We start from the raw sequence: 13,303 nt of genomic DNA, 5'->3' as shown, positions 1-13,303 counted from the left end.
GAGGGCGGCACCTTGACCGTCCGGCATGGCGCACGCAAGGCGCGAGAGAGGCGGGTTTGCGCCTTATTCCCGCGAGAGTGGAGCGTCAGGCGGCGGCGACGTCGCCGGTCTGACGGCGCAGGCGCCAGAAGCGGATCGTGCGCATGGCCGACTCGCGCGGCAGGGCCGCGTAGAGCTCGCCATAGGTCTTGGCCTTCAGCATGACGTCGTCGGTCGGCTCGAGGATCAGCAGGGCGAAGGTCAGGAACAGCGAGCGGTCGAAGTCCGCCGCCTTGCAGATCACCGACAGGGCGTCCATCTCGCGCCGCTCCAGGATGCGGCGGGCGGTATGGAAGTCGACGCCGGCCATGTCGGCCAGGGCCACCAGGAACAGGGTGGTCTTCTTGCCGCGCAGCATGTTGGCCAGCATCTGCGGCGAGACCTGGGATCTGGCGCGCAAGGCGCGGAACTCGGCCTCGACCTCGGCGTGGTCGGGCGGCAGGGCGCCGTCCTGGGTGGCCACGCGCTTGCGGCCGGCGGCCAGGGCGGCTTCCAGGGTCGCGGGATCGACGCCGGCGTTCTTCTCCATGATCCGCTCGCGCAGGCGCGCCTCAACCACGAAGTACATCTCGTTCAGCAGGTCGACCGGCAGGCTGTGACGGTCGATGACGGCCTCGTGCAGGGCCGGGTTGGCGGCGGCGCGGTCGACGACGGTCTCGTGCGCGGCGCGCGACAGCACCGCGCCTTCGTTGCGCAGCAGGACGCCAAGGGTGTCGTCGTCGCCGCGCGCCACGATGGCGTCGGACACGACGCTGGACACGCTGGAGCGTTGCGAGATGGCGCGCAGGTGGTCCTGGCCCTGGGTGCGGGCCACGTGCAGCAGGTCTTCGTCGGTCAGAGCCGTGGACCCGCGCAGGATGGGCTCGGCCACGACGATCGAGCCAAAGGCCAGGGTGCGCGACACGCCGCGCGGCGCGGCGGGCGCCGCGCCCAGGCGCTGGGCCAGCTCGACCTGCACGGCCTCTTCCATGTCGTCGGCCAACTGGCTCAGGATCTGGTCGAACAGGGCCATCTCGACGGCGTTGCCGCTGTCGGCGGCGAACAGCATGTCGGTGACGCCGCGCAGCAGTTCGCGGCGCTTGGCGCTGGACGGCTCGTTGGCGAGCGCGATCAGGTCATGCAGGCGCGATTGGCTCACGAACCGCCCCTGTGGAGTCTGGCCGGCCGGACGTCGCGCGCGCCCGGCGCGGCGTTGGCGCGGGCAAGGGCGGCGGTGAGGGCGACGCGGCGCATGGGCGGTCCCGGACGGAATCTTCTGGCTCCTGTCCTAGCTGGCGGCGCTTAATCTTGGGCTAACGGCCGCGCCAAGTGTCCAGAAGGCGACGCTCGATCCACTCCATCGCCGCGTGCAGGACGACGCCCAGAACGGCCAGGGTCACGAGAGCCGCGAACACCTTGGCGGTCTGCAAACGATTGTAGGCCTCAAGGATCCGCCAGGCCAGGCCTTGCGCTCCACCCGAGCCGGCCACGAACTCGGCCACCACGGCGCCGATCACGGCCAGGCCCGCCGCGACCTTGTGTCCTTCCAGCAGGGCGGGGACGGCCGAGGGCAGGCGTAGGCGGATCAGGCGCTGCCACGGCGTCGCCCCATAAAGATCGAACAGCCGGGCGAGGTCGGGATCGACCGCCTTCAGGCCCGTCAGGGCGCCCGAGAAGATCGGGAAGAAGGCGACGACGGCCGCCAGGCCGATCACCGCCCGTTCGGGATGCTCGATGCCGGCCCAGATGGTGACCAGCGGTGCGATGGCGACCAGGGGCGTGACCTGCAAGGTTACCGCGATCGGCCGGATGGCGTCTTCCAGCAGGCTGTTCAGGCTGACGGTCAGGGCCAAGGCGCAGGCGACTAGGCTGGCGATGACCAGGGCCAGCAGGGCCGTCGACAGCGTCGCCCAGGCCGAACCCAGCAGCAGAGGCCAGTTGGCCAGGAACGCCGACCCGATCGCGCTCGGCGCAGGCAGCAAGTAGGCGGGGACGGCCAGGGCGCGGCAGGCCATCTCCCAGCCGCCCAGCAGGACGGCGATCAGGATCAGGGGCGCGAGGACGCGTTTCACGCCGCCCGCTCCGTCGCCCGCGCGAGCAGGCCAGAGACCATCTCCACGGCGGCGCGGAAGGCTTCGGTCGAGCGGAAATCCGGCGGGCGGACCAGCGGACCGTCGATGGCGACCTCGCCGGCGATGCGGCCGGGACCCGGGGTCATGACCACCACGCGGCGGGCCATGTAGACGGCCTCCTCGACATTGTGGGTCACGAAGACGACGGCGGGGCGCAGTTCATCGGCCAAGGCCAGGACGTCATCGGCCAGGGCGCGGCGGGTGATCTCGTCGAGAGCCGCGAAAGGCTCGTCCAGCAACAGCAGGAGCGGCCGGGTGACCAGGGCGCGAGCCAGGGCGGCGCGCATGGCCATGCCGCCCGACAGCTGGGCGGGGCGGGCGGTCAGGGCTTGGCCAAGGCCGACCTTGCGCAGCGCTTCGTCGGCCGAGGCGAGGGCCTCGCGCTTGCCGACGCCGGCCAGCTCCAGCGGCAGGGCGACGTTGTCGCGCGCCGCCAGCCACGGGGCCAGGGTGTGGGACTGGAAGACGACCGAGGTCTCGCCCTTGCCGGCGGCGCGGGTCACGCTTCCGCGCGTCGGCGCTTCAAGCCCGGCCAGCAGCCGCAGAGCCGTGGACTTGCCGCAGCCCGACGGTCCGACCAGGGCGACGATCTCGCCGGGCGCGAGGGTCAGGTCGACAGGCCCCAAGGCGCGTCCCCGGGCGTAGTCGACCTCGACGCCGGACAGGCTGGCGACATATTCCATTTTGCTTGAGGGACTCATTGGCCCTTGGGCAGAAACTGCAGCGTGTAGGCCTTCTTGAAGTCCATGGCCTTGGGATAGACGCCCTGCTCCGAGGCGACCTTGAAGAACTCGGCCCAACGGGCGTCGGACATCTGGCCGATCTCGCCGTCCTTGCCGACGATGCCGTAGGACCGCATCTTTTCGCGGGCCTGGTCCAGGACGTCCTGGGTCATCTCGGGATTGTCCTTCAGGATCGCCGCGTCGCCGGGCTTGGGATCGCCGTACAGATAGGACTTCCAGCCCGCCGCCGTCGCCTGGACGAAGGCCTGCACGGCCGCGGGATTCTTGGCGATCAGGCTGTCGGGGACCAGGGCCATCGAGCCGTAGGCCGGATAGCCGCTGTCGGCCAGCAGGAAGACCGCCGGCTTGATCTTGCCTTCCTTCTCGATGAGGTACGGCTCGCTGGTCGCGTAGCCCTGCTGGATCACCCGCTTGTCGGCCAGGAACGGCGCGGACGAGTAGTTGTACTTGCGCACCTGGTCGTCGGTGAACTGGTACTTGGCCTTCAGCCAGACCCAGAAGGCGGTGATCGAGGCGTCGGACAGCAGGATCGGCCGGCCCCTCATGTCGGCGATGCCGTTGATCCCTTGATCCGGGTGGGCGATCAGGACCTGCGGGTCCTTCTGCATGAAGGCCGCCACGGCTTTGACCGGCGCGTTCTCCTTGGCCAGGTTCATGACGATGAAGCTGTTGGAGCCGACGCCAACGTCGACCGCGCCGGTGGCCAGCAACTGGGGCACGTTCACGGCCGGCCCGCCCTGGATCAGGGTGACGTCCAGGCCACGCTTCTTGTACTCGCCTGTCGCCAGCGCCTGGTAGTAGCCGCCCAGTTCGGCCTCGGCCCGCCAGTCGGTGGCCAGCTTCAGCTTGGTGACGCCAGCGGGTGTGGCCTCCTTCTTCGCGGGCGAACAGGCGGCGAGCAGGGCCGTGACGGCCAGGGCGACAAAAGCGCGGCGCTGCATCGGAAGAGGCTCCCTTTGATCGCGGTCAAGTTAGGGGGGAGCGAGGAGAGTTCCAAGCGAGAACCCGAGACGGGTTAGAGAGAGGCTGTCTCGGCGCCGCGCCCGTGGTTCATCCAGCGTTCGACCTTGGCGTACAGCACATCGCGCTGAATGGGCTTGGCGATATGGTCGACCATGCCGGCGGCGTAGCAGCGCTCGACCTGGCGGGGCAGGGCGTCGGCGCTCATGGCGATGATCGGGACCTTGCCGGCCTCGCCGCGCAGGGCCTTGATCGCCCTGGTCGCCTGCAGTCCGTCCATCTGCGGCATGTGGATGTCCATCAGGATCACGTCGTAGCGACCGCTGGTGGCCTTCTCGACGGCCTGCTTACCGTTCTCGGCGACGTCGACCTCGCACCCGACCAGGGTCAGCAGCGCTTCGCCGATCTCCAGATTGACCGGATGGTCATCGACGATCAGCACCTTGGCCGCGCCGGGCGCCGAAGCCTTGGGCCGTTCGGGAACGACGATCGGCTCGGCGGTGGGGGCCGACAGCTCGACCCAGAAGCACGAGCCGCGTCCTGGCACGCTGTCGGCGCCGATCCTGCCGCCCATCACCTCGACCAGGGCCCGGCAGATAGCCAAGCCAAGCCCCGCGCCGCCGTGCAGCCGGCTCACCGAACTGTCGGCCTGCGAGAAGCGCTGGAACAGCAGGGACTGCTTGTCCAGGTCGATGCCGACACCGGTGTCGATGATTTCGAAACGCAGGCGGTCCTCGACGTCGCCGGGCTCGACGATCAGGCGCGCGTCGATGCGGCCTTCCTCGGTGAACTTCACGGCGTTGTTGAGGAGGTTGATCAGCACCTGGCGCAGGCGGTCGGCGTCCAGGTCGTGCAGGGCGTCGACCGGATCGATGATCTCCACGTCCAGCGACAGGCCCTTGGCGCGCGCCTCGGGGGCCATGATCGCCACGGTGTCGCGAAGGAGGGCCGCGGCCGAGGTCGGCTGGGGCAGCAGTTCGATCTGGCCGGTCTCGACTCGCGAGAAGTCCAGGATGTCATTGACCACGGTCAGCAGGGCCGCGCCGGCGCTGTCGATCAGATTGACCTGACGGCGCACGTCCGGCGGCAGGTCCTGACGGGTCGCCAGCAATTGGGCGAAGCCCAGCACGCTATTCAGCGGCGTGCGGATCTCATGGCTCATGGTGGCCAGGAACTCGGTCTTGGCCTCGGTGGCGGCCAGGGCGCGGCTGCGGGCGGCGCGGGTCAGCTGTTCGCGACGCAGCAACAGGCGCTTGAGGCGATCCTGCTGGGCCAGGGCCAGGCCGGCGGCCAGGCTGGTATAGAACAGCACCGTGATGAACACCTGGATGGTCCGCGCCTGGGCGACGGGACCCAGGATAGCGTTGAAGCGCGGCGAGGCGCCGGACATGGCGATCGGCAGGGTGACCACGGCCACGATCACCGAGGCCATGGCTGCCCCGCGGGCTCCCAGACGATAGGCGGTGGCCAGGGCGATCGGGAAGATCAGGAACGGCGGCGCGCCCGACGCCGGGTGGGCGCACAGCAGGGTCACGGCGAACACCGCGAACAGCAGCATCAGCTGTTCAGGCCAGGGGCGGTGGAACGAGCGGCGATGCTCCGCGTCGATCAGCACCAGGGTCGCGGGCAAAGCGACGGCCATGCCCAGGGCGCAGCGCAGGAACCAGTCCGTCAGGCCGCGCACCAGCGGTTCGCCGTCGACCAGATGCAGGACCCAGGCGACCAGCAGGGCGACGATCGCCGCGACCGGCGTGGTGACGGCCGGCAGCAGCGCCAGCGAGCGCATCGTGCGGATGCGCGGGGCTCCGCGCCAGAACCTCTGGCACAGGCCCCAGATGGCCAAGGCCTCGCCGGTGTCGACCGCCGTGTAGAGCAGGGCCCGCACGGGACTGTCGCCGACCAGCAGGTCGACGATCAGATGGAAGACCACGAAGACGATGGTCAGGGACAGGCCGCGCGATCCCGTCAGGGTGATCAGGCCGGCGGCCAGCAGGGCGTTGGCGGGCCAGAAGGCGGCGACGCCCAGGGCGGTGCGGGTCAGATATTCGCTGAAGGCCAGGCTGACGACGACGGCGGCGGACAGGCCCAGCAACAAGGCGGCCTGCCGTCTCCGTTCCTGTGCGGCCAGCCTGTGCGGCATACCGTTTCCGTCCCCCAATACGCCGTGCGCGCGCATGCGGCGACCAGACGCGGAAGCGCCGAACGACCACATCGCCACTCGCTTCGCTCCGCGCGCCTTGATCGCCGGAACGACGTCACCTTCAATCCGTACGCGCGCGACCCGGTTGCCGGGTTACCGGCCTCTGTGTCGTTTCGCCGCAGGACGCCTCCGCCGCGCACCGACGCCTAAGCGATTGTATTCTCATCGCGCTTACGTTGTGACGCGCTGACAATGCATGGCCACGTTCACAATTCAAGGGGACGCCCGCGTAGCGCGATCCACCGCTAAGCGACCAAAAAGAAGGGCCAAAGCCGGCTCGCGAGCCCGCTATGCGGCGTTCTGTCGCAGGCTTGGGGCGGATCGACATTCGGCCTTAAAGCGACGCCAAATCCGCTCTCGCCCGGCAAAAGCGGGGGAGGTGGGAAGCGGGGTAGAGGCCGACGGGATGCTGAATGCCAAAGGCTCTAGCCGTTGGCCAGGCTTTCCTTCTTCTCTTCCAGCTCCAGCCATTCCATCTCGGCCTGCTCGAGGTCGGCGCGGGCCTTGTCCAAGGCCTTCATGGTCTTGTCGAAGGTCGCCGGATCGCGGCTGTAGAGATTGGGGTCGGCCAGGGTCTGCTCGAACTTGGCGATGATGGCCGGGCTCTTGGCGATCAGGGCCTCGCACTCTTCCAGACGACGCTGGTCCTTGAAGGTCAGCTTGCCGGCCTTCTTGGGCGGTGGCGGTGCGACCGGGGCGGAGGCCTTGGTGTCGCGGGCCACCGGCGTGAAGGAGGAGCCCGCCGCCGCGCCGCGCGCGCCCTTGAAGAAGTCGGGGCTCTGGTCGATCAGGTCGGTCCAGCCGCCCGGAGTCTCCAGCACCTTGCCGTGCCCGTTCATGGCGATGGTCGAGGTGGCCAGACGGTCGATGAAGTCGCGGTCGTGGCTGACCAGGATCAGCGTGCCGTCGAAGTCGGCCAGCAGGTCCTCCAGGAGGTCCAGCGTATCCATGTCCAGGTCGTTGGTCGGTTCGTCCAGCACCATCAGGTTGGTGGGATTGGCCAACGCCCTGGCCAAGAGTAGGCGATTGCGCTCGCCGCCCGACAGGCTGGTGACGGGCTGGCGCAGCTGGGCCTCGGTGAACAGGAACTCCTTGGCGTAGCCGGCCACGTGCTTGGCCTGGCCGCGCACGATGATGGAGTCGCCGCCGCCTGGCGTCAGGAAATCCCACAGGGTGATCTTGTCCGACAGCGCCATGCGGCCCTGGTCGATATACGAGACCTCCAGATTGGTCCCCAAGGTGACCGTGCCGGCGTCCAGCGCGAGCTCGCCCAGCAGCATGCGCACCAGGGTGGTCTTGCCGGCGCCGTTGGGGCCGACCAGCGCCACGCGATCACCGCGCATAATTCGGGTCGAGAAGTCCTCGACGATCACGCGCTCGCCGAACTTCTTGGTGACATGCTTGGCCTCGACGACCTTCTTGCCCGAGGTCGCGGCGCTCTCGATGGCCATGTACATCGCGCCGCGCTTGTCGCCCTGCAGGTCCTTCTTCTGCGCGCGCAGGTCCATCAGGGCGCGGCGACGGCCCTCGTTGCGCGCCCGGCGCCCCTGTACGCCGCGGGCCAGCCAGGCGTTCTCGCGCTCCAGCACCTTGTTGAGGCGACGCTCCTCGTCGGCCTCGGCGGCCAGCACCTGTTCGCTCCAGGTCTCGAACTCGCCGAACCCCTTGTCCAGGCGCCGCACCTTGCGGTGCTCCAGCCAGAAGGTGCGCTGAGTGACTCGGTTCAGGAAGGCGCGGTCGTGGCTGACGATCAGCGCCGCGCACTTGGAGCCGGCCAGTTCCTCTTCCAGCGTCTGGATCGCGAAGATGTCCAGGTGGTTGGTCGGCTCGTCCAGCAGCAGGACGTCGGGCTGTTCGGCGAAAGCCCGGGACAGGGCGGCGCGACGCTTCTCGCCGCCCGACAGACCTTGCGTGCCCTTCTCGGGATCCAGGCCAAAGTCGGCGAGGGCGGCTTGGGCCTCGTAGTCCTGGGCGCCGCCGGCGGTGCAGTAGTCCAGCAGCGTCTCGCCGATGATTTCGGGCTCCTGGCTGACATAGACGATCCTGGCGCCGGGCTGGACCGAGCGTTCGCCGCTGTCGGCCTCGACGCCCTGGCCGGCCAGGACCTTCAGTAGGGTGCTCTTGCCCGCGCCGTTGCGGCCGACTAGACAGGCGCGCACCCGCGGCTCCAGGGCCAGGTCGACGCCGTCGAACAGCGGCTTGGCGCCGTCGGCCAGACGGACGTCCTTGAGGGCGAGAACGGGCGCGCGAGTGGGAGAGGCCATTGGTCTTCGAAGCTAGGCGGCGGAATGTCGCGGAGGTGTGGGGCGTATAGCAGGCGACGCGCCGAGGAAACGTCAAAATCACGGCGCAGATTGACGAGAGTCCGGTCGAGGAACGTTGGTCCGCGACGGCGACAATTTGGCTTGTTAACGGCTCGCCAAGCGCGCGCCTGCTGCAAACTTGACCTGACGGAGCACAAGTACTCGCCTTGACGTCGAGCCCGGAGAAGATTGCTGCTTCTGATATTCCCGGCCTTCTGGGCCTGGGTTTCGATCAATTGCGCCGGCCGATCTGGGTGTTCGACGACGCCCGCAAGCGCAAGGTCTATGCGAACCGCGCGGCGCTGGACCTGTGGGGCGCGGAGACGCTGGAAGAGCTGTTGGCGCGGGACTTCGCCGACCAGTCGACCGCCGTGCGCACGCGCATGGACGACATCGCCGGCCGCATCGAGGGCGGGGCGTCTGTCGAGGAGCGTTGGACCTTCTATCCGAACGGCGTGCCCGTCGTCGTCCAGACGGCCATTTCGCGCATCGCCCTGCCGGGCGGTGGTCACGCCATGCTGTTCGAAGGCGCGCGGATCGAGACCGAGGCCGAGCAGCAACGCGCCATCGAGGCGCTGCGACACACCAGTGCTCTCGTCTCCCTCTATGACGCCGATGGCTTCCGCGTGTTCGGCAATCCCGCGTCCCTGGCCGCCTATCCAGGCGAGACCGTGCGGTTCGTCGATATCTTCGCCAATGGCGACGCCGCCGGCGCGCTGTGGAGTTCGGCCCTGGCCGGCGAGGCGGTCGAGGGCGCCTACCGGGTGATCACCCTCGAGGGCGAGCGCTGGCACGGCCTGACCGCCCGCCGCACCCCCGATCCCGTCACCGGCGAGCTGTGCGTGCTGGTCAACGAGACCGACATCACCGAAGAGGTCGAGGCCCAGTCGGCCCTGGCCGACGCGCGCGAGCGGGCCGAGGCGGCCATGGCGGCGCGCCAGGATTTCCTGGCCAACATGTCCCACGAGCTGCGCACGCCGCTGACCAGCATCCTGGGCTTCACCGATCTGCTGGCGGCCTCGCCGCTGAACGGCGAGCAACAGCGACGCCTGGGCCGCATCCACGACGCCGGGACGGTGCTGCTGGAGACGCTGAACGACGTCCTCGACTTCGCCAAGCTGGAGGCGGGCGGCGTTGACCTGGACCGCCGGCCGTTCGCGTTGCGGACGCTGTTGAACAAGGTGGCCGGCATGTTCGAGGCCCAGGCCCTGGCCAAGGGTCTGGACCTGAGCCTGCGCGTCGACCCGACCTGTCCCGAATGGCTGGAGGGCGATGGAGATCGCCTGCGCCAGGTGCTGGTCAATTTCCTGGGCAACGCCGTCAAGTTCACGGGGACGGGCTCGGTGACCCTCGGCGTCAAGCATCGGGATGGCGCCGCGCCCGGCTTCGCGCGTCTCGAACTGGCCGTGTCGGACACCGGCGTCGGCGTGCCGGCGGCCATGCTGGACACGGTCTTCGACCGTTTCGCCCAAGCGGGACCGGAGGTTTCGCGCAAGTTCGGCGGGACCGGGCTTGGCCTGGCGATCAGCAAGGAGATCGTCGAGCTGATGGGCGGAGAGATTGGCGTCGACAGTATCGCCGGGCAAGGCGCGCGCTTCTGGTGCGTGCTGGACCTGCCGCTGGCCGTCCCCCCCGAACAGGCCGAGGCCGAGGAGGCGCAAGCGCTCGCCCGGCCGCTGAAGCTGCTAGTCGCCGACGACAATGAGGCCAATCGCGAGCTGATCGGAACCCTGATCCGCGCCATGGGCCATGAGGTCGACGTGGTGGCCGATGGTCATGCCGCCGTCGAGGCGGCCGCCTCGGGCGGTTACGACCTGGTCCTGATGGATGTGCGGATGCCCCGCATGGACGGCCTGGCCGCCACCCGCGCGATCCGAGGCCTGGCGGGCGAGGCCGCGGCGACACCGATCATCGCCCTGACCGCCAACGTCCTGCCCGACCAGATCGCCTTCTATCGCGCCAGCGGCATGGACGACCACGTGGGCAAGCCGATCAGCCCGCGTGAACTGCTGCTGAAGGTCGCGCTCTGGAGCGAAGGCCGTTTCGACGGCCGGTCCGCGCCGGCCGAGCGGGCCTAGGAATGTGGGGCCCATCGCGGACGTTGACCCGCGAAATGCGCGGCCATAGACTTCAGGAGTTGCTGTAGGGCGCATCGGTCAGAGACCGGAAGGGCCAAGCCCGCCTACGACACCTCGATCGTAACGCGCCCATGCTGAATCTCGAAAATCTGCGGAAACAGGCCAAGCTCCACCTTCGCTGGCATCGTGAACGGTATTTCCCGGTCGCGAGCCAGATCAGGTCGCTGCTGCCGCGTTATCGCGACCTGTCGGATCACGAGATCCTGGCCGCGCCCTTCAAGTTGAAGGACGCCCAGGATCTCGTCGCAAGGAAATCGGGGTTCGAGAGCTGGCTGGCGCTCAAACAGGGCCTTTCATCCATGCCGATGGCAAACACCGCGTCCGCGTCAGGCGCGACACTCATCACCGCCGAACCGCAGCTCTTCGTGTCCGACATGGCGCGTGCGCTCGCGTTCTATGAAGAGAAGCTCGGTTTCCGTCGCGTGTTCGTCTCGGGCGACCCCGTCTTCTACGCCCAGGTCGCGCGCGACGGCGCGAAACTGAACCTGCGTCGGGTCGAGAGCCCCGTGTTCACCGAGGACTTCCGCGCGCGCGAACCGGACGCCCTGTCCGCGACCCTGACGCTCGCCGACGCCAAGCCGCTGTTCCTGGAATTCCAGAACGCCGGCGTGAGCTTTCATCAGACGTTGCGGGCGGAGCCCTGGGGGGCGCGCACCTTCATCGTCGGCGATCCGGACGGAAACCTGATCCTGTTCGCGGGCGCGGACTGAACGCCCTCGGGACGATCCCGCCCATCGTCGTCGGGGCGCCGTGAAGCTCGGATCGCCAAGAAAAAGGGACCCGGCGCGCGGCCGTGGTCCGAATCGTCGCGAAAGACCCTAGATAGGGGCCATGACCGACCAGCGTCCCGAGCCGATCTTCAACGCCCCCTGGCCGGCCCTGCTGGCGGCGGCGGCCGTGATCGTGCCGCATGTCCTCCTGCTGAAGGCCGGCGACGCGACGATCGAGTCCCTGGCCCTGATCCCGCGCGAGTTCTGGGCCGGCCGCTGGACCGGCGCGATCACCATGATGTTCGTGCATGGCGGCTGGGTCCACGCCGTGATGAACGCCGCCTTCGCCCTGGCCTTCGGCGCGCCGGTGGCGCGGCTGCTGGGGCTGAACGGCCGGGGAGGGGCGATCTTCTGGCTGTTCTATCTGGCGTGCGGCGCGCTGTCGGGCGTTGGTTACGCGGCCATCCATCCGGACTCAGCCGGCGCGGTGATCGGCGCCTCGGGCGCGATCTCCGGGCTGATGGGCGCGGCGGCCCGGACCATGGACTATCCGGGACAGGTCGGACCGATCCTGGGGCCGCGCGTGATCTCGCTGGGCCTGGGATGGCTGGTGGTCAATCTGGTCATGGCCGTGGCCGGCGGGCTCTTGACCATGGGAACCGGCGCGGTGGCCTGGGAAGCGCATCTCGTGGGCTTCGTCGTCGGCGTCCTGCTGATCAGACCGTTCGCGCGCTGGGCCGGTCCGTCGTCGCGGACGATCGATCCCCATTGATCAAGTCGCCGCTTTGCGAGACCCTCGTTCCCTAAAGAACAAGGGAGAAGCGCAGTGCTGGTTTCTCAGATCCTCAAGGACAAGGGCGATCTCGTGTTCACGGCCTCCCCGCAGGAGACCGTCGGCGCCGCGGCGGCGTTGCTTCATACAAGGCGTGTCGGGGCCATGGTGGTGGTCGACGACAAGGAGGCGGTGGTCGGGATTCTTTCCGAACGCGACATCGTCCGGGTCATCGCCAAGGAAGGGGCCTCGGCCCTGTCCAAGCCGATCGCCGGATGCATGACGTCCAGCGTCGTCTTCGCCCAGCCGGACGAGTCGATCGATGTCCTGCTTGAGCGCATGACCGACCGACGCATCCGCCACCTGCCGGTGGTGAAGGGCGAACGCCTGGCCGGGATCGTCTCGATCGGCGACCTGGTGAAGTACAAGATCAGCGAGACCCAGGCCGAGGCCGACGGCCTCAAGGCTTATATCGCGGCGGGCTGACGCACGCCGTGTGATCCTCGCTATCGCTTCGCTGCTTGAGCGAGGATCACGTGAAGGGGCGTCTCTATAGAGAGAGCGATCAGCCCTCTATCAGCTCTGCGCCCGCGCCCTGGGCTGCGTCGGCGACGCTGTAGCCTTCCAGCACCGCGGCCGTGGCGTCGCGCGCGCGCAGCAAGGCTTCGCGCAAGGCGCAGGTCGCCAGGTCGCGACAGTCCTCGCAGCGGCGGAACGCCGTGCGGCTGACGCAGGGGGTCAGGGCCAGGGGGCCGTCGACCAGACGGATGATCTCGGCGAAGCTGATCTGCTCCGCCGGACGACCCAGAACATAGCCGCCGAACTTGCCTCGCCGGCTGACCACCAGGCCTTCGCGCGACAGCGACAGCAGAATGGCTTCCAGGAACTTGCGCGGAGCGTCGGCGCGTTCGGCCAGTTCGCCGGCGGTGACCTGACCGTCTTCGCGGGCCAGTTCGATCATCGCGCGCAGAGCGTAGCGCGCCTTCTGGGACAACATGGACGCCAGCTACCTTTGGATGGGTCACCTTATATAAGCGCCACGCCCAGGCGACGCTTCGTGGAGTGCTCAGCCTTCTGAGGGAGGCGCGGCCTCTATGCAAGGGTCCATGTGACGCCGTTCATGCACAGGGGAATGGGCCGTCTGGGGATGGAATCGAGATTCCCTGCTTGCGAGGTGGGAAATCGACCTCTAGAAGCCGCCCCTCGCTTCGGGGCCACGGCCCGCCGGACGAAACCTTGGCCTTCGGGGCTTGCGTTTCGGAAAGTGGACCGCTAAGTTCCGCAGCCTCAATCGAATCCTTTCGGGCTTGCGGCGCTCCGTCATGGC

General features: G+C 68.5%; 11 protein-coding genes. 4 read left to right on the top strand and 7 right to left on the bottom strand.

The genetic code is table 11. The annotated features are described in order from the left end of the window. Window positions 1-85 precede the first annotated feature (85 nt). The 6 genes from MZV50_RS19385 to MZV50_RS19360 all read right to left on the bottom strand — a co-directional run bounded on the left by MZV50_RS19385 (window position 86) and on the right by MZV50_RS19360 (window position 8,317). On the bottom strand, window positions 86-1,177 hold the full coding sequence (locus MZV50_RS19385; RefSeq protein WP_252630913.1) for a DUF2336 domain-containing protein: 1,092 nt from the start codon (window positions 1,175-1,177) through the stop codon (window positions 86-88). A gap of 154 nt (window positions 1,178-1,331) precedes the next feature. Further along, a complete protein-coding gene (locus MZV50_RS19380) occupies window positions 1,332-2,090 on the bottom strand; it encodes an ABC transporter permease (protein WP_252630912.1) in 759 nt (252 codons plus the stop codon). Beyond that, complete coding sequence (locus tag MZV50_RS19375) at window positions 2,087-2,833, bottom strand: ABC transporter ATP-binding protein (RefSeq protein ID WP_252630911.1); 747 nt, start codon at window positions 2,831-2,833, stop codon at window positions 2,087-2,089. Before MZV50_RS19375 ends, MZV50_RS19380 begins: the two co-directional genes overlap by 4 nt. Window positions 2,834-2,847: 14 nt before the next feature. Next, on the bottom strand, window positions 2,848-3,834 hold the full coding sequence (locus MZV50_RS19370; protein WP_252630910.1) for an ABC transporter substrate-binding protein: 987 nt from the start codon (window positions 3,832-3,834) through the stop codon (window positions 2,848-2,850). A 74-nt stretch (window positions 3,835-3,908) separates the two neighbouring features. Further along, a complete protein-coding gene (locus MZV50_RS19365) occupies window positions 3,909-5,993 on the bottom strand; it encodes an MASE1 domain-containing protein (protein ID WP_252630909.1) in 2,085 nt (694 codons plus the stop codon). A gap of 485 nt (window positions 5,994-6,478) precedes the next feature. Then, on the bottom strand, window positions 6,479-8,317 hold the full coding sequence (locus tag MZV50_RS19360; RefSeq protein ID WP_252630908.1) for an ABC-F family ATP-binding cassette domain-containing protein: 1,839 nt from the start codon (window positions 8,315-8,317) through the stop codon (window positions 6,479-6,481). A gap of 206 nt (window positions 8,318-8,523) precedes the next feature. Here MZV50_RS19360 and MZV50_RS19355 point away from each other — a divergent pair, with 206 nt between their 5' ends. The 4 genes from MZV50_RS19355 (at window position 8,524) to MZV50_RS19340 (ending at window position 12,462) form a co-directional block, all read left to right on the top strand. Continuing rightward, window positions 8,524-10,434 carry a PAS domain-containing hybrid sensor histidine kinase/response regulator gene (locus MZV50_RS19355; RefSeq protein WP_252630907.1) on the top strand — a complete coding sequence of 637 codons (1,911 nt, stop codon included), beginning with the start codon at window positions 8,524-8,526 and terminating at the stop codon, window positions 10,432-10,434. 131 nt (window positions 10,435-10,565) lie between these two features. Beyond that, window positions 10,566-11,204: a bleomycin resistance protein gene (locus MZV50_RS19350; protein WP_252630906.1), complete on the top strand. Its 639-nt coding sequence runs from the start codon at window positions 10,566-10,568 to the stop codon at window positions 11,202-11,204. A gap of 121 nt (window positions 11,205-11,325) precedes the next feature. Next, window positions 11,326-11,976, top strand: a complete 651-nt coding sequence (locus MZV50_RS19345; protein WP_252630905.1) for a rhomboid family intramembrane serine protease — start codon at window positions 11,326-11,328, stop codon at window positions 11,974-11,976. A 54-nt stretch (window positions 11,977-12,030) separates the two neighbouring features. Then, window positions 12,031-12,462, top strand: coding sequence for a CBS domain-containing protein (locus tag MZV50_RS19340; RefSeq protein ID WP_252630904.1), 432 nt, complete (start codon window positions 12,031-12,033; stop codon window positions 12,460-12,462). Between the two features lie 79 nt (window positions 12,463-12,541). On the opposite strand, the gene MZV50_RS19335 is transcribed toward MZV50_RS19340, so the two are convergent. After that, on the bottom strand, window positions 12,542-12,973 hold the full coding sequence (locus MZV50_RS19335; protein WP_252630903.1) for an RrF2 family transcriptional regulator: 432 nt from the start codon (window positions 12,971-12,973) through the stop codon (window positions 12,542-12,544). Window positions 12,974-13,303: the final 330 nt, after the last annotated feature.

It is taken from the genome of Caulobacter segnis (genome assembly GCF_023935105.1).
In the GTDB taxonomy this organism is placed as follows: domain Bacteria; phylum Pseudomonadota; class Alphaproteobacteria; order Caulobacterales; family Caulobacteraceae; genus Caulobacter; species Caulobacter segnis_B.
The sequence above is the reverse complement of the archived record's forward strand: the minus strand, read 5'-3'. Positions and strand labels throughout refer to the sequence as shown.